A 14,440-nucleotide genomic window follows, 5' to 3' on the forward strand; every position below is an offset into this window, starting at 1 on the left:
GGGTCACCGGGGCCTGAAACTGGTCTCTGTCGGGATGGCTTCTGTGCCGGACCCGAAATTGGGGGGAGTTTGACTTTAGAATACCTTCCGGTTCCAGAACAATAACCCAAGTAGAACGGAGGGATTCCCTGGACGCATAACCTCCATGCGTTCGGCAACGGCGGGTTGCCGGAAGACCGGCGCCGGCCGGCGATTCACTCCGGACGGTCCTTTGCCTGGGTCGCTTCGATCTCGTCCAGCACGGCATCGGGGGCGACATCCTGGCGGATGACGTCCAGTTCGGCGTCGACCTCCGTCTCCACCCCCAGATGGTCGGCGATGGCCGAGATCAGCGTGACCAGCTTCGTCACCTCATGCTCGGCCAGCAGGCTGATCTGCAGGTCGAGGTCGGCGCGCTTGTCCGACACCGCGGCCATGCGGTTCTGGCTGATGAGGACGAAGGTGGAGAGGAAGATCGCCTCCACCGACGCGATCATCGCCAGCACGACGAAAGACGGGTCCCAGGGCCGGACGATGGGCAACCAGCCGAGATTGATGAGGATCCAGCCGCCGAAGAGGATCAGGTGCAGATAGACGAAGCGCATGCTGCCGGTGAAGCGGGTGACCCTGTCGGCGATGCGGTCCTGCAGCGTCGCCTCCACCTCCTCCCGTTTGCGGCGGGCCTGCAGCGCCTGGATGTTGCGTTCCAGCACCGCGCTGAGACCGGGGGCATGGGGCGGTGGATAGGTGGGCGGGCGTTGTGCCGACATGGCGTCTCCGTGAGCCTCCATGATTCGCGGCGGTCCGGCCGTTGCCTGATCGGCGCCGACTCAAAACCGTGGCGGTCGTCAGGCGTTCCGGCCCCTGTCCGTCGGGCGAGTGCCGGAACTCCGGCCCGGCCGGCATGTTGGCCGAAGGGCAACCGCAACCCGGGAGGACCAGATGGACAAACCCAAGGATCAGGATCGGGACCGCCACGTCTCCAACGCCGACAGCCCCAATCCGGGCGCCCAGGGCGGCGGCCCGGTCACTCCCGGCCGCGCCGGCCAGGGCATGGGCGTGGGCACCGGCAGTTCCGACGACCTGCCGCACAGCGTCGGCGGCGGGCCGTCGACCACCGTCACCGTCGGCGAGGGCACCGGCCAGCGCCGCGACCTGCCCGACCAGCACGCCGCTCCGCCGACGCCGAAGGAAGACGCCGGCAAGCGGCCGCGCAACCGGGAGGCGGGAAAGCCGGGCTGACCGCTTCCCTCCACCGTCCTTCGTCCGAACGCGCCGGCAGCGGCCGCGGCGGGGTAGCTTGCTACCGCCGCGGGTGCCTGGCGCATAATGGCATTACTCCCATCCGGCACGGGTGGGGCACATTCCCCATCCCCAGTGCTCTGGCATAGTTTCGCAAAACGGCCGGCAGTTGAAGCCGGGCACAACGCCAGGGAGTGGTCGCCGATGGATACGAAGGAATTGGCAAGCGCGGCGGACGGAGGTGTGGAGACGCCGATGAACAATGGCGGCCGGGCGGCCGATATCATCGGCAATCACCGCTTCGCCGCCTGGATGTTGTCCGCCGCGTTTCTGTTCGTTCTCAGTGCCGACACGCTGCTTGGCGTCGTCCTCAGACCCTATCTGCATGCCGAGCTCGACACCACGGTGTGGGACGTCGTGCTCCTGATCCTGGGCCAGAAACCGGAACGGCTGCCGCTCGATTCCTGGGAACCGATGATGACGGCCTTCACCTGGCTGCATGAGCATGGGCAAGGCAACGTCTACGACGCCATATTCTTTACCAAGCATGTGAAATTCCAATATCCGCTGACCTCCCTGCTGGTGCTGGAGGCGATGTCGGCGGTCGGCCTGCTTCACTTGCGCATCTATGCCCTGATCAACCTGCTGATGGTCGTCGCCACCGCCGGCGGCATGGCGCTGCTGATGCGCGAACTGGCGGAACGCATGGGGTTCGACCAAACCGTGCGCAACGGCAACAGCCGGCTGATGCTCGCGGCGCTCGGCGCGGTGGCGACGCTGTGCTTCTTCCCGATCGTCAAGGCCTTCGCCGTCGGCCAGATGCAGGCATGGCTGAATGCCGCCTTCGTCTTCGCCACCCTGTTCTACGTGCGCGACCAGCGGGCGCTCGCCGGCGCCATGCTCGGCGCATCGACGCTGATCAAGCCGCAGATGTCGCTTTTCCTGATCTGGGCGCTGCTGCGCCGGGAATGGGGGTTCGCCATCGGCTGGGCGGCGGTGGTGGTTCCCGGCTTCGCCGCCGCCAGCGCCCTCTACGGCCTCGGCCCGTCGCTGCATTACCTCGACGTGCTGTCGTTCCTGGGCCAGCATGGCGAAAGCTATTACGCCAACCAGACCCTGAACGGGCTTCTGCACCGCCTGCTCCAGAACGGGCCGAACCTGCTGTTGAACACCAACGGCGAGACCGAATGGCGGGGCAGCGCGTTCCCGGCCTACAATGCGCTCGTCCATGGCGCGACGCTGGTCTCCGGCATCCTGTTCGTCCTGTTCGGCCTGCTGTGGCGGATCAGGGACGGGGTCGGCGGCAATGGGGCCGGGACCGACCGGCGGCAGCCCATCGCCTCCTTCCTGGTGGCCGGAACCTGTTTCACCATCGGCACGCCGATCGCCTGGATTCCGCATTACGGCGTGCTGCTGCCGGTCTGCGCCTATCTGCTGTTCGTTCTGATCGACCTCGCCGCCCGGGACCGGCGCCGCGGCCTCGGCAAACTGCTGCTGCTGGGCATCGGATTCGCGATCCTGAGCAACGACTTCTTCCATCCCCTGAACGAGCTTGCCGATACCCCCTACAATTTCCTGCAATCCTACCTGTTCTTCACCGCCCTGCTGCTGCTCCACCTGCTGGTGACGACGGCGGATGCGCCGAAGACGGCGCGGCAATCCTCCGCCCCGCACTTGCCCGCCGCCTGACGGCCCGCCGGAACGCCGGGGCTCGTGCGCCTGTTGGTGAGCAGGATCACCCAACCGGCAGGAAGGAGCCCCGTCATGGCACGGTACTCGGGAGCAGGCTATTCGCACGGAGACGATACGGGCTGGCTGTCGGCGCGCGGGCTGGCGATGATGGCCGGCGGGGCGGCGCTGGCGCTGGTGGCAAGCCGGCTGCTGCCCCCGGTGGTGGCGCAGCTGGCCGGTACCGCCCGCCACGCCGCCGGCCGCGACGGCATCGACGCGCTGATCGACGACCACCGCCACATCCAGTCGCTGCTGGCGGAGATGGTGCAGACCCCGATGGATGCGCCCGTCCGCCGCACCCAGCTGCTGCTTCGCCTGAAGCGCCGGCTGGCCGCCCATGCCATGGCGGAGGAGGACGTCGTCTATCCGCTGCTGCACGAGGAAGCCCGGAAGGAAGAGGACGCCAAGCATCTCTACGGCGAGCATGCCGAGATCAAGATGCACCTCTTCGTCCTGGAGCAGACGCCGAAGGACGATCCCCACTGGCTCGCCGTGGCGCTCGACCTGAAGCGCATCGTCGACGGTCATATCCGCCAGGAGGAGGAGATCGACTTCCCCGCCCTGCGCAACAGCCTGGACGACGGCCAGACCGCCATCATGTCGGGCGGCGTCGCCCGCGAGAAGGCACTGATCCTCTGACCATCGCCTTACGGTGAGGGGCCGGCCGGAACCGGAACGCTCCGGCCGACGGTCCTGTTGCTGAATGGAACCGTAACGAGGGCGAAAGTCCGGGAGAAATCGATGAGAGCACTGGTCTGGCACGGCGCCAACGACATCCGCTGCGACACGGTCCCGGATCCAGAGATCGAACATCCGCGCGACGCCATCGTCAAGGTGACGACCTGCGCCATCTGCGGGTCCGACCTTCACCTGCACGACAATTTCATGCCGGGCATGGAGAAGGGCGACATCGTCGGTCATGAATTCATGGGCGAGGTGATGGAGGTGGGATCGGAAGCCAAGAGCGCGCTGAAGGTCGGCGAGCGGGTGGTGGTTCCCTTCACCATCTGGTGCGGCGAATGCGACCAGTGCAAGCGCGGCAATTATTCGGTCTGCGAACGCTCCAACCGCAACAAGGCGCTGGCCGACAAGGTCTTCGGCCACACCACCGCCGGGCTGTTCGGCTACACCCACCTGACCGGCGGCTATGCCGGCGGGCAGGCGGAATATGTGCGGGTGCCGATGGCCGACCGCACCCACATCAAGATCCCCAGCGGGCTGACCGACGAGCAGGTGCTGTTCCTGGGCGACATCTTCCCCACCGGCTGGCAGGCCGCCGCCCAGTGCGACATCCAGCCGACCGACACGGTGGCGATCTGGGGCTGCGGCCCGGTCGGACAGATGACGATCCGCAGCGCCGTCCTCTTGGGCGCCAAACAGGTGGTCGCCATCGACCGCGTGCCGGAACGGCTGGCGATGGCCAAGGCCGGCGGCGCCATCACCATCAATTTCGAGGAGGAGAGCGTCGTCGAGCGGCTGAACGAGCTGACCGGCGGCAAGGGTCCGGAGAAATGCATCGACGCCGTCGGCATGGAGGCGCACGCCACCGCCACGCTCGATTCGATGTACGACCGCGCCAAGCAGGCGCTGATGCTGGAATCGGACCGCGCCCATGTGCTGCGCGAGATGATCTATGTCTGCCGCCCGGCCGGCGTCCTGTCGATCCCCGGTGTCTATGGCGGGCTGATCGACAAGATGCCCTTCGGCATGGCGATGAACAAGGGACTGACCTGGCGCATGGGCCAGACCCATGTCAACCGCTGGACCGACGACCTGCTGAACCGGATCCAGGAAGGGCAGATCGACCCGTCCTTCGTCATCACCCACACCGTTCCGCTCGATCAGGGACCCGAGATGTACAAGACCTTCCGCGACAAGCGGGACGGCTGCATCAAGGTGGTCCTCAAGCCCTGAGGTGAAGACATGGCCTATTACAACCGCTCCTCGGCCGGAGACAATCTCGCCCGCGGGCTCGGCTGGTTCAGCATCGGGCTCGGCGTCGCCGAACTGATGGCCGGACGCAGCATCGCCCGCTGGATGGGGATGGAGGACAGGACCAACCTGATCCGCGCCTATGGCGTGCGGGAGATCACCACCGGAGTCGGCCTGCTGGCTCTCGGCGATCCCAAGCCCTGGATCTGGGGCCGCATCGCCGGCGACGCCGTCGACATGGCGACGCTGGCGGAGGGGATGCGGGACAACCGGCGCGCCGGGAATGCCGGCATCGCCTTCGGCGCCGTTCTGGCGGCGACGGCGCTGGACATCGTCTGCGCCCAGAAGCTGCACCAGGAGGAGGCCCATTACCGCAGCCTGCCGGTGCCGGACTACAGCGGTCGCAGCGGCTTCCCCCGCGCCGTCTCCGCCATGCGGGGCGCTGCCAGCGACGCCCCCATCGCCGAGGACATGCGGACGCCGAAGATCCTGCAGTTCCAGCCGGCGACCGGCCAAGCCGGCGCCTCGTGACGCATGCATCCGGCCGACCTGTTCATGGCCCTGTGGGGCCGGCTGCGGGAGCGCCGCGACGAGGTCCGCACCCTGGCTGAAGAGCTGGAGGCGGACCACGTCCGCGCCGGCCGGTTGGCCGATGAGGCGGCGGAGCGCCTGCGGGAGGGCGTCCTGGCACTGGAGGAATGGGCCGGCTCGGGGTTCGACCGCACCCTGGCGGCGGCGCAGGCCATCGATTCGTGGTTCGCGCCGCTGGCCTGCCGCTATCGCTATCTGGCCGACGACCCTCTTCCGGCCGGGCGGCTGGAGGCGCGCCGCCGCCTGAATCGGGACGGGCGGTTCAACGCCGACCCGGCCGACGGCCAGCTGATCCTGCGGCCCGGCCTGCTCGCCCGTGCCATGAACATCCGCGAGACGGCGCCGCCCGGCGCCCTTGCGCCGGGTGCCGATGCGGGTGACTTCGATCCCGACGATCTGTTCACCAACCTGCTGGTGGTGCTGCCCAGCCTGACCATCGAAGCCGAGCGCGAGGGCGACCCGGAACGGCGCATCGCCGTGGAGTACCGGCGCATTGCTGCGGTGTCGGACCAGGACCCGAGCGACCCTGCCTGGACGCCCATCATCGGCGTGGTCCCGCTGGCGGAGGCGGAGGACGACCTCGCCATCCGCCGGTTCCGCCGGGACGGCGAGGATTGGTACGATCCCGCCCCGCGCGCGCTTGGCCGCCGCGCCGCCGACGCCATCGCCCGGCTGGCCGAGCAGGGCGCCAATTTCGTGCTGTTCCCGGAGGTTTCGGTCCATCCCGACTCGCTGGCCGCGATCCAGGAGGCGCTGCGCGCCCAGGCGGTGGACGGGCCGATCCGCCATGTGCTGCTCGGCGTGAAGGAGACGGGGGACCGGCCGCGCAACCGCGTGCTGCTGCTCGACCGCTGCGGCCGGGTGGTCGGCGAACAGACCAAACTGCATTGCTGGGACCTCGACAGCGACCAATGCCGCTCCTACGACCTGCGCGACCGCAACGGCCGGCTGCTGGACTGCGCCCGCGAGGACATCGAGACCGGCGACCGCTTCACCCTGTTCGAACTGCCCGACCTCGGCCGGGTCGCCGTCGCCATCTGCGAGGATCTGGGGCGGACGCAGCCCAGCGCCTGGATCGCGTCGGGCATGATGGTGGACTGGCTGGTCACCCCGGTGATGGACAGCGGACTGACCACCCAACGCTGGCAGGCGAAGGAGGGCGGAGCGTCGTCGCGCGCCGGCTATTGCCGGGTGATCGTCGCCAACAGCATGGCGCTGTCGCACCGCTTCAACCGCTATTGCCGCGCCAACGGTGAAGAGGACAAGGTGATCGAAGAGTGCGGCGTCGCCCTGCTGTTCCAGCCGCGGGCAAGCCTTGCCGGCGCCCCGCGCATCGCCTGCCTGACCCTGCCGCTGTCCGACCCGGCTCCGGGCTATGTCTGCGCCCGCTGGACGCCGGCCGACTGGCCCGCCCTGCCCGATCCGGAACCGGAGGGATGCGAATGAGCGCGTTCGAAGCGGCGTTGATGAGGCTGGGCGACGAGCTGCTCGGCGCCGTCAGGCGGGGGGATTGGGCGGTCGCGGACGCCGAACTGGAGACGCTGGCCCAGGAGGCGGTCGGCGCCATCGCGACTGGTCGGGGCGACGACCTCGCGGCGCTCGCCCGAACCGCCGCCCGCTGCCACACCGCGCTGTCCCTGCAGGACGATCCGGGCGGGGACGCGATGCAGCGGCTTGGTCAATTGCGCATGCTGGCGCTGATGATCGCCGCCGCCCGCGCCGGCATCCCGCCGCGCCCGGCCGAGGCTCTGCCCGCAACCGCCGGTGCGGTCCTGTCGGCATTGAAAGGGGGCCCGCGGACCTGCCCCGCCATCGTCGAGGCGACCGGGCTGTCCGCCGAGGAGGTCGGCGGCATCCTGCCGGAACTGCGCGCCGCCGGGCTCGTCCGCTCCTGGCCGGCCGGGCGGCTGACGGTCAACGCGCTCGAGTCGGGTTGACTTCAATCCACCGTGAAGGTGTTGCGCAGCGTCCCGTCGGCGTTGACCATCTGGTAGCGGCCGTCGGGAAGCTTGTAGATCTCCATGCATTGCTGGCGCGGATCGATGTCCAGCGTCAGGCAATAGCGGTCGCCGGACACCGTCCACTGGCCGTATTCATTGCCCTTGGAGCCGGAGATGACGATCGACCCGTCCTTGGAAAAGCGGTTCATGTAGGACTTGCCGCGCGCGTTGACGATGCTCAGCGTGTGGCCGCCGAGCAGCGTCGACACCTCCGGCCCGGTCAGGCGCTGGGCGCCCGGCTTGCGGTAGTCCGGCTCGAACCCGGCGCAGGCCGACAGGCCCGCCAGGGCGGCCAGCGTCACCACGAGCAGGCGCCCGCGTCCGAGGGAAGCGGGACGGGAATGGGATGACGATCGCATGGGGTCGGGCCGCCTTTTCCGGTTCGTTGCACCGATCAAGATTGGCGGCGAAGGCGTATCCGGCAAGTCACGGGCGACAAGTCACGAGGGACGCCCGCCCGCCGCAAGAGCGGCGGCGGGCGGGCGCAGCCCCGTCAGGACGACAGTGTTTTGTTGATCCGCAGCGCCACCAGCGTGCAGATCGCGCCCGACAGCAGGTAGAGGCCGGAGGCGATCAGCCCGAAATGGCTGGACAGGTACAGCGCGACGAAGGGCGCGAAGCCGGCCCCGAACAGCCAGGCCAGATCGGAGGTCATCGCCGACCCGGTGTAGCGGTACTGCTGGGTGAAGCCAGACGCCACCGACCCCGAGGACTGGCCGAAGGACAGGCCGAGGATGACGAAGCCCAGCACCATGAACACCAGTTCGCCCGTCTGCCCGCCGTTGAGCAGCAGCGGCGCGAACCCACTGAACACCGCGATGGCGGCGGCACAGCTGCCGAGCAGCGTCCGCCGACCGACCCGGTCGGCGATGTAGCCGGATGCGACGATGGCCGCGATGCCGAAGGCGGCCGCGATCACCTCGATGACCAGGAAGGCACCGGTTTCCTGATTCGCATTCAGGAAGATCCAGGACAGCGGGAAGACGGTGACCATGTGGAACAGGGCGAAGCTGGCCAGCGGGGCGAAGGCGCCGATCACCACGCGCTTGCCTTCCATCTGCAGCGTTTCCACGACGGGAGCCGGCTGCAGTTCGCGGTTCAGGAACAGGCGTTCGAACTCCGGCGTCTGCACGAGTCGCAGGCGGGAGAACAGGGCCACCACATTGATGGCGAAGGCCACGAAGAACGGATAGCGCCAGCCCCAGGCGAAGAAATCCTCCGCCGACAGGCTGTTGACCATGTAGGCGAACAGGCCGCTCGCCACGATCAGGCCGATGGGCGCGCCCAGCTGCGGGATCATGGCATACCAGCCGCGTCGGTTTTCCGGTGCGTTCATCGCCAGAAGCGAGGCCAGACCGTCCCAGGTCCCGCCCAGCGCGATGCCCTGCCCGATGCGCGAGAGCGCCAGCAGCCATGCGGCGGCGACGCCGATCGCCTCGTATCCCGGCAGGAAGGCCAGCGCCACGGTGGAAATGCCCAGCAGGAACAGGGCGATGGTCAGCTTGGCGCTGCGCCCGTAATTCTCGTCGATGGCCATGAAGATGAAGGTGCCGATCGGTCGCGCGACGAAGGCCAGCGCGAAGATGGCGAAAGACCAAAGTGTCCCGGTCAGCGGATCGACATAGGGGAACACCAGCTTCGGGAAGACGATCACGGAAGCGATGGCGTAAACGAAGAAGTCGAAAAACTCGGAGGTTCGGCCGATGATCACGCCGATGGCAATCTCTCCGGGGTTGACCCCGTGATGCCGCGCGTTCACCAGCCTCGCATCCCGTTCAACGGCCGCAATCGATGAAGTCATCATGTCGGCTCCGGCTGCGTTATTTCGCTTGCGATGATCCGCAGATCATACAATATGTCACCTCAACCATCGGTGACCTGTCAAGCGCGCAGGAGTCAGGCATTGGACAAATTGTCCAATGTCGCAGCTGGGCTATGGCCGCTAGCTGTCTCCCCAAAGCAAACCTTATGAAACAGGTCCTGCCTTGAGCCGTTATCGCGCAATCGCCCTGCTGCCAGTGATGGCGGCGTTGAGTGGCTGCAACCTGGTCGTGCTGAACCCGGCCGGCGACGTTGCGAGCCAGCAGGGTGACCTTGTGGTCATCTCCACCCTGCTGATGCTGCTGATCATCGTCCCGGTCATGGCGCTTACCGTGCTGTTCGCCTGGCGTTACCGTCAGTCCAATAACACGGCCCGCTACGAACCGGACTGGGACCATTCGACGCAGCTTGAACTGGTGATCTGGGCCGCCCCGCTCCTGATCATCATCTGCCTGGGTGCCATCACCTGGGTGACCACCCACAAGCTCGACCCCTACCGTCCGCTCGACCGCATCGCGGCCGACAAGCCCGTTCCCGCCGGCGCCAAGCCGCTGGACGTGCAGGTGGTGGCGCTCGACTGGAAGTGGCTGTTCGTCTATCCGGAATACGGCATCGCCTCGGTCAACGAGATGGCCGCCCCGGTGGACCGGCCGATCCGCTTCAGCATCACCGCGTCGTCGGTGATGAACTCCTTCTACGTTCCGGCGCTGGCGGGGATGATCTACGCCATGCCGGGCATGGAGACGAAGCTCCACGCCGTGATCAACGAGCCGGGGACCTACAAGGGCTTCTCGTCCAACTACAGCGGCGCCGGCTTCTCGCACATGCGCTTCAACTTCCTCGGCCTGTCGAACGAGAATTTCGACGGCTGGGTGTCGAAGGTGAAGTCGGCCAACGGCTCGCTGGACCGCAACGCCTATCTGGCGCTGGAAAAGCCGAGCGAGGCGGTTCCGGTCCAGCATTACGGCAGCGTCGATCCGAAGCTGTTCAACGCCGTCGTCAACATGTGCGTTCGTCCCGGCACCATGTGCATGAGCGACATGGCCGCCATCGACCGCGCGGGCGGGCTGAACGCCGGCGGCAAGGCCGCGGCCGACGCCATCCTGCGGGCCAACACGCTGGCCGGTTTCCCGGACACCCAGCCGACCGGCCTGTGCACCGTGGCCGAAGCCGTTGAAGCCGCCGCAAACTCGGGCGCCGTGCAGCGCCCCACCGTCACGCCGATCAGCGCGTCCGCCTCCCCGGCCGGGCCGCAGCGGCTGGCCAATCCCTGATTGGGCACACCGGCATGCTTGAGACACTGACGACCTTCCTCTTCGGGCGCCTCAGCCTGGAGTCCTTCCCCTATCACGAGCCGATCGTCGTCGCGACCTTCTTCGCGGTCGTGCTCGGCGGCATCGCGCTGGTCGCCGCCCTCAGCTATTTCAAGCTGTGGGGCTATCTGTGGACGGAGTGGTTCACCACCGTCGACCACAAGCGCATCGGCATCATGTACATGGTGCTGGGCCTGATCATGCTGCTGCGCGGCTTCGCCGACGCCATCATGATGCGCGCCCAGCAGGCCATCGCCTTCAACGGCAGCGAAGGCTACCTCAATTCCCACCACTTCGATCAGGTCTTCACCGCCCACGGTGTGATCATGATCTTCTTCGTCGCCATGCCGCTGGTGACGGGGCTGATGAACTATGTCGTGCCGCTACAGATCGGCGCACGCGACGTGTCCTTCCCGTTCCTGAACAATTTCAGCTTCTGGATGACCGTCGGCGGCGCCGTGCTGATCATGGCCTCGCTGTTCGTGGGTGAGTTCGCGCGCACCGGCTGGCTGGCCTATCCGCCGCTGTCGGGTCTGGAGGCCAGCCCGGACGTCGGCGTCGATTATTACATCTGGGCCTTGCAGGTGGCAGGCGTCGGAACGACGCTGTCGGGCATCAACCTGATCTGCACGATCGTGAAGATGCGCGCCCCCGGCATGACCATGATGAAGATGCCGGTCTTCACCTGGACCTCGCTCTGCACCAACGTCCTGATCGTCGCCTCCTTCCCGATCCTGACCGCCGTGCTGGTCCTGCTGTCGCTGGACCGCTATGTCGGCACGCACTTCTTCACGAACGACATGGGCGGCAACCCCATGATGTACGTGAACCTGATCTGGATCTGGGGCCATCCGGAAGTCTACATCCTGATCCTGCCGTGCTTCGGCATCTTCTCGGAAGTGACCTCCACCTTCACCGGCAAGAAGCTGTTCGGCTACACCTCGATGGTCTACGCGACCGTCGTCATCACCATCCTGTCCTACCTGGTGTGGCTGCACCACTTCTTCACCATGGGTTCGGGCGCCAGCGTGAACTCGTTCTTCGGCATCACGACGATGATCATCTCGATCCCGACGGGTGCGAAGATCTTCAACTGGCTGTTCACCATGTATCGCGGCCGCATCCGGTTCGAACTGCCGATGATGTGGACCATCGCCTTCATGCTGACCTTCGTCATCGGCGGCATGACCGGCGTGCTGCTGGCGGTTCCGCCCGCCGACTTCGTCCTGCACAACAGCCTGTTCCTGATCGCCCACTTCCACAACGTCATCATCGGCGGCGTGCTGTTCGGCCTGTTCGCCGGCATCTACTACTGGTGGCCGAAGGCCTTCGGTTTCCGCCTGGATCCGTTCTGGGGCAAGATGTCCTTCTGGTTCTGGGTGATCGGCTTCTACTTCGCCTTCATGCCGCTCTACGTCCTGGGCCTGATGGGCGTCACCCGCCGCCTGCGCGTGTTCGAGGATCCGTCGCTGCAGATCTGGTTCCAGATCGCCGCCTTCGGCGCCGTCCTGATCGCGCTCGGCATCGGCTCCTTCCTGATCCAGATCGCCGTCAGCGTCCTGAAGCGCAACCAACTGGTCGACGTCACCGGCGACCCGTGGGACGGCCGTACCCTGGAATGGGCGACCTCCTCGCCGCCGCCGGGCTACAACTTCGCCTTCACGCCGGTCATCCATGACAACGACGCGTGGTGGGACATGAAGAAGCGCGGCTACAACCGTCCGCTGGAGGGCTTCCGCCCGATCCACATGCCCAGCAACACCGGCACCGGCGTCATCCTGGCCGGCATCAGCACCGTGCTCGGCTTTGCCCTGGTCTGGCACATCTGGTGGCTGGCCGCGGTGAGCTTCATCGGCCTGCTGGCGGTCGCCATCAACCATACCTTCAACTACAACCGCGACTTCCACATCCCGGTGGATGAGGTGGTGCGGACCGAGAACGAGCGGACCCGTCTGCTCTCCGGACAGGTGTAAAGCATGACGACGACCGTTGAAGCCATGCACGGCAGCCACGCGGGGCACGACACCCCGCGTGACGCCACCCCGCCCGTCTTCTATGTGAGGGACGAGCACGCCCACGAGGCCGCCAGCACCGCGCTCGGCTTCTGGATCTACCTGATGAGCGACTGCCTCATCTTTGCGGTGCTGTTCGCGACCTACGGCGTGCTGGGCACCAGCTACGCCGCCGGCCCGACGCCGAAGGAGCTGTTCGACCTGCCGCTGGTGGCGCTGAACACCTCCATGCTGCTGCTGTCCTCCATTACCTATGGCTTCGCCATGCTGGCGATGGAAAAGGGCCGCACCGGCCAGACCCAGGCCTGGCTGTTCATCACCCTGCTGTTCGGCCTCGCCTTCCTCGGCATCGAGCTGTACGAGTTCGCCCACCTGATCCATGAGGGGGCCGGTCCCGGCCGCAGCGCCTTCCTGTCGTCCTTCTTCACGCTGGTCGGCACCCACGGGCTGCACGTCACCTTCGGCAGCGTGTGGCTGGTGACGCTGATGGTCCAGGTCGCCCGCCGCGGCCTGATCCCGGCCAACCGCCGGCGCCTGATGTGCCTCAGCATGTTCTGGCACTTCCTGGACGTCATCTGGATCGGTGTGTTCACCTTCGTCTATCTGATGGGAGCGCTGCGATGAGCACCCACGCGCACAGCGACCACCACGCCCATCAGGGCCACGGCCATGGCGACCACGGTCATGGTCATGACGACCACGGCCACCCCGCGGGCGCCCACGGCACCTTCGGCAGCTATATGATCGGTTTCGTCCTGTCGGTGATCCTGACGGTCATTCCGTTCTGGCTGGTGATGAACGGCACGCTGGACAATGCGACCACCACGGTCGTGATCCTGGCGCTGGCAGTCGTCCAGATCATCGTCCACATGGTGTATTTCCTGCACATGAACGGCCGCGTCGAAGGCGGCTGGTCGATGCTGGCGATGATCTTCACGATCATCGTCGTCTTCATCATGTTCTCTGGTTCGCTCTGGGTGATGTACCACCTGAACTACAACATGATGCCCGGCATGACCCACGACATGAGCAAGATGCCGTGACCGGACTGCCGTCCGCGCCCCCTGCGGGCGGCACAAAGAAGAGGGCCCGCCCGGCTTGGGCGCTGGCCCTCTTCGGCCTTCTGGCCCTGGCCGGCGTCGCCGGCCTGACCGCGCTCGGCATCTGGCAGCTCGAACGCCGGGTGTGGAAGCTGGATTTGATCGAGCGGGTGGACGCCCGCATCCACGCCTCTCCGGTGCCGGCACCGGGGCCGGAGGCGTGGCCGTCGGTTTCGGCCGCGTCGGACGAGTACCGCCGCGTCGCCGTCACCGGCCACCTCCTGAACGACCGCGAAACGCTGGTGCAGGCCGTCACCGACCTGGGCGGCGGCTTCTGGGTGATGACGCCGCTGGTCAGCGACCGCGGCTTCACCGTGCTGGTCAACCGCGGCTTCGTACCGCCGGAAAAGCGCGATCCCGCCACCCGCGCCGAGGGGCAGCCGCAGGGCGAGGTGACCGTCACCGGCCTTCTGCGCCTGACCGAGCCGAAGGGCGGGTTCCTGCGCAGCAACGATCCGGCCGCCGGCCGCTGGTATTCCCGCGACGTCGCCGCCATCGCCGCGGCGAAGGGGCTTGAGCGGGTCGCCCCCTATTTCATCGATGCCGACGGCACCCGCAATCCCGGCGGCTGGCCGGTCGGCGGGCTGACGGTGGTCAGCTTCCCCAACAGCCATCTCAGCTATGCGCTGACCTGGTTCGCGCTGGACCTGATGCTGATCGGCGCCGTCCTCTATGTCTTCCGCAGCGAGATGCGGCGTCGGAGGGCATGAAACAGACGC

At 66.9% G+C, this 14,440-nt stretch carries 15 protein-coding genes; 12 read left to right on the forward strand and 3 right to left on the reverse strand.

Going from position 1 to position 14,440, the window contains the following annotated elements; all coding sequences use genetic code 11:
• Positions 1-194: 194 nt before the first annotated feature.
• Entirely contained in the window at positions 195-749 is a 555-nt protein-coding gene (locus B9N97_RS26810; protein ID WP_085090894.1) for a DUF1003 domain-containing protein, read from the reverse strand.
• Positions 750-921: 172 nt separating this feature from the next.
• Here B9N97_RS26810 and B9N97_RS26815 point away from each other — a divergent pair, with 172 nt between their 5' ends.
• The 7 genes from B9N97_RS26815 to B9N97_RS26845 all read left to right on the forward strand — a co-directional run bounded on the left by B9N97_RS26815 (position 922) and on the right by B9N97_RS26845 (position 7,412).
• Positions 922-1,221: a hypothetical protein gene (locus B9N97_RS26815; protein WP_085090895.1), complete on the forward strand. Its 300-nt coding sequence runs from the start codon at positions 922-924 to the stop codon at positions 1,219-1,221.
• A 204-nt stretch (positions 1,222-1,425) separates the two neighbouring features.
• Positions 1,426-2,910, forward strand: a complete 1,485-nt coding sequence (locus B9N97_RS26820) for a glycosyltransferase family 87 protein (RefSeq protein ID WP_085090896.1) — start codon at positions 1,426-1,428, stop codon at positions 2,908-2,910.
• Positions 2,911-2,985: 75 nt separating this feature from the next.
• Positions 2,986-3,591 (forward strand): hemerythrin domain-containing protein, encoded by a 606-nt coding sequence (locus B9N97_RS26825; RefSeq protein ID WP_085090897.1) that lies wholly within the window; start codon positions 2,986-2,988, stop codon positions 3,589-3,591.
• Positions 3,592-3,693: 102 nt separating this feature from the next.
• On the forward strand, positions 3,694-4,866 hold the full coding sequence (locus tag B9N97_RS26830) for a zinc-dependent alcohol dehydrogenase (RefSeq protein WP_085090898.1): 1,173 nt from the start codon (positions 3,694-3,696) through the stop codon (positions 4,864-4,866).
• Between the two features lie 9 nt (positions 4,867-4,875).
• Positions 4,876-5,415 carry a cyclase dehydrase gene (locus B9N97_RS26835; protein WP_085090899.1) on the forward strand — a complete coding sequence of 180 codons (540 nt, stop codon included), beginning with the start codon at positions 4,876-4,878 and terminating at the stop codon, positions 5,413-5,415.
• Positions 5,416-5,418: 3 nt separating this feature from the next.
• A complete protein-coding gene (locus tag B9N97_RS26840; RefSeq protein ID WP_085090900.1) occupies positions 5,419-6,921 on the forward strand; it encodes a nitrilase-related carbon-nitrogen hydrolase in 1,503 nt (500 codons plus the stop codon).
• Complete coding sequence (locus tag B9N97_RS26845; protein ID WP_085090901.1) at positions 6,918-7,412, forward strand: DprA-like winged helix domain-containing protein; 495 nt, start codon at positions 6,918-6,920, stop codon at positions 7,410-7,412. The genes B9N97_RS26840 and B9N97_RS26845 overlap by 4 nt, the downstream gene beginning before the upstream one ends.
• A 2-nt stretch (positions 7,413-7,414) precedes the next feature.
• Here B9N97_RS26845 and B9N97_RS26850 read toward each other — a convergent pair whose 3' ends face one another.
• Together B9N97_RS26850 and B9N97_RS26855 are read right to left on the reverse strand one after the other, a co-directional pair.
• On the reverse strand, positions 7,415-7,834 hold the full coding sequence (locus B9N97_RS26850) for a WD40 repeat domain-containing protein (protein ID WP_143266888.1): 420 nt from the start codon (positions 7,832-7,834) through the stop codon (positions 7,415-7,417).
• A 134-nt stretch (positions 7,835-7,968) separates the two neighbouring features.
• The gene (locus B9N97_RS26855; protein WP_085090903.1) at positions 7,969-9,279 is read right to left on the reverse strand and encodes an MFS transporter; all 1,311 of its coding nucleotides are present in this window, start codon (positions 9,277-9,279) and stop codon (positions 7,969-7,971) included.
• A gap of 181 nt (positions 9,280-9,460) precedes the next feature.
• Here B9N97_RS26855 and cyoA point away from each other — a divergent pair, with 181 nt between their 5' ends.
• Genes cyoA through B9N97_RS26880 form a run of 5 tightly spaced genes read left to right on the forward strand, consistent with a single transcriptional unit; the run spans position 9,461 to position 14,431 of the window.
• On the forward strand, positions 9,461-10,570 hold the full coding sequence (gene cyoA, locus B9N97_RS26860; protein ID WP_085090904.1) for a ubiquinol oxidase subunit II: 1,110 nt from the start codon (positions 9,461-9,463) through the stop codon (positions 10,568-10,570).
• A 14-nt stretch (positions 10,571-10,584) separates the two neighbouring features.
• Positions 10,585-12,582, forward strand: coding sequence for a cytochrome o ubiquinol oxidase subunit I (gene cyoB, locus B9N97_RS26865; protein WP_085090905.1), 1,998 nt, complete (start codon positions 10,585-10,587; stop codon positions 12,580-12,582).
• Positions 12,583-12,585: 3 nt separating this feature from the next.
• Positions 12,586-13,245: a cytochrome o ubiquinol oxidase subunit III gene (gene cyoC / locus B9N97_RS26870; RefSeq protein WP_432264210.1), complete on the forward strand. Its 660-nt coding sequence runs from the start codon at positions 12,586-12,588 to the stop codon at positions 13,243-13,245.
• Positions 13,242-13,664: a cytochrome o ubiquinol oxidase subunit IV gene (gene cyoD, locus B9N97_RS26875; protein WP_085090906.1), complete on the forward strand. Its 423-nt coding sequence runs from the start codon at positions 13,242-13,244 to the stop codon at positions 13,662-13,664. Before cyoC ends, cyoD begins: the two co-directional genes overlap by 4 nt.
• Positions 13,661-14,431, forward strand: a complete 771-nt coding sequence (locus B9N97_RS26880; protein WP_085090907.1) for an SURF1 family protein — start codon at positions 13,661-13,663, stop codon at positions 14,429-14,431. The genes cyoD and B9N97_RS26880 overlap by 4 nt, the downstream gene beginning before the upstream one ends.
• The last annotated feature ends 9 nt before the right edge of the window (positions 14,432-14,440 follow it).

Origin of the sequence: Azospirillum oryzae (assembly GCF_900177515.1) — a bacterium.
Classification (GTDB): Bacteria; Pseudomonadota; Alphaproteobacteria; order Azospirillales; family Azospirillaceae; genus Azospirillum; species Azospirillum oryzae_A.

Bases quoted from the DNA above. Each gene is read 5' to 3' on its own strand.
- B9N97_RS26815 (WP_085090895.1), top strand. From the start codon at position 922: ATGGACAAACCCAAGGATCAGGATCGGGACCGCCACGTCTCCAACGCC.
- B9N97_RS26810 (WP_085090894.1), bottom strand. From the start codon at position 749: ATGTCGGCACAACGCCCGCCCACCTATCCACCGCCCCATGCCCCCGGT.
- cyoB (WP_085090905.1), top strand. From the start codon at position 10,585: ATGCTTGAGACACTGACGACCTTCCTCTTCGGGCGCCTCAGCCTGGAG.
- B9N97_RS26820 (WP_085090896.1), top strand. From the start codon at position 1,426: ATGGATACGAAGGAATTGGCAAGCGCGGCGGACGGAGGTGTGGAGACG.
- B9N97_RS26850 (WP_143266888.1), bottom strand. From the start codon at position 7,834: ATGCGATCGTCATCCCATTCCCGTCCCGCTTCCCTCGGACGCGGGCGC.
- cyoC (WP_432264210.1), top strand. From the start codon at position 12,586: ATGACGACGACCGTTGAAGCCATGCACGGCAGCCACGCGGGGCACGAC.
- B9N97_RS26855 (WP_085090903.1), bottom strand. From the start codon at position 9,279: ATGATGACTTCATCGATTGCGGCCGTTGAACGGGATGCGAGGCTGGTG.
- B9N97_RS26830 (WP_085090898.1), top strand. From the start codon at position 3,694: ATGAGAGCACTGGTCTGGCACGGCGCCAACGACATCCGCTGCGACACG.
- B9N97_RS26825 (WP_085090897.1), top strand. From the start codon at position 2,986: ATGGCACGGTACTCGGGAGCAGGCTATTCGCACGGAGACGATACGGGC.
- B9N97_RS26845 (WP_085090901.1), top strand. From the start codon at position 6,918: ATGAGCGCGTTCGAAGCGGCGTTGATGAGGCTGGGCGACGAGCTGCTC.
- B9N97_RS26835 (WP_085090899.1), top strand. From the start codon at position 4,876: ATGGCCTATTACAACCGCTCCTCGGCCGGAGACAATCTCGCCCGCGGG.
- B9N97_RS26840 (WP_085090900.1), top strand. From the start codon at position 5,419: ATGCATCCGGCCGACCTGTTCATGGCCCTGTGGGGCCGGCTGCGGGAG.
- cyoD (WP_085090906.1), top strand. From the start codon at position 13,242: ATGAGCACCCACGCGCACAGCGACCACCACGCCCATCAGGGCCACGGC.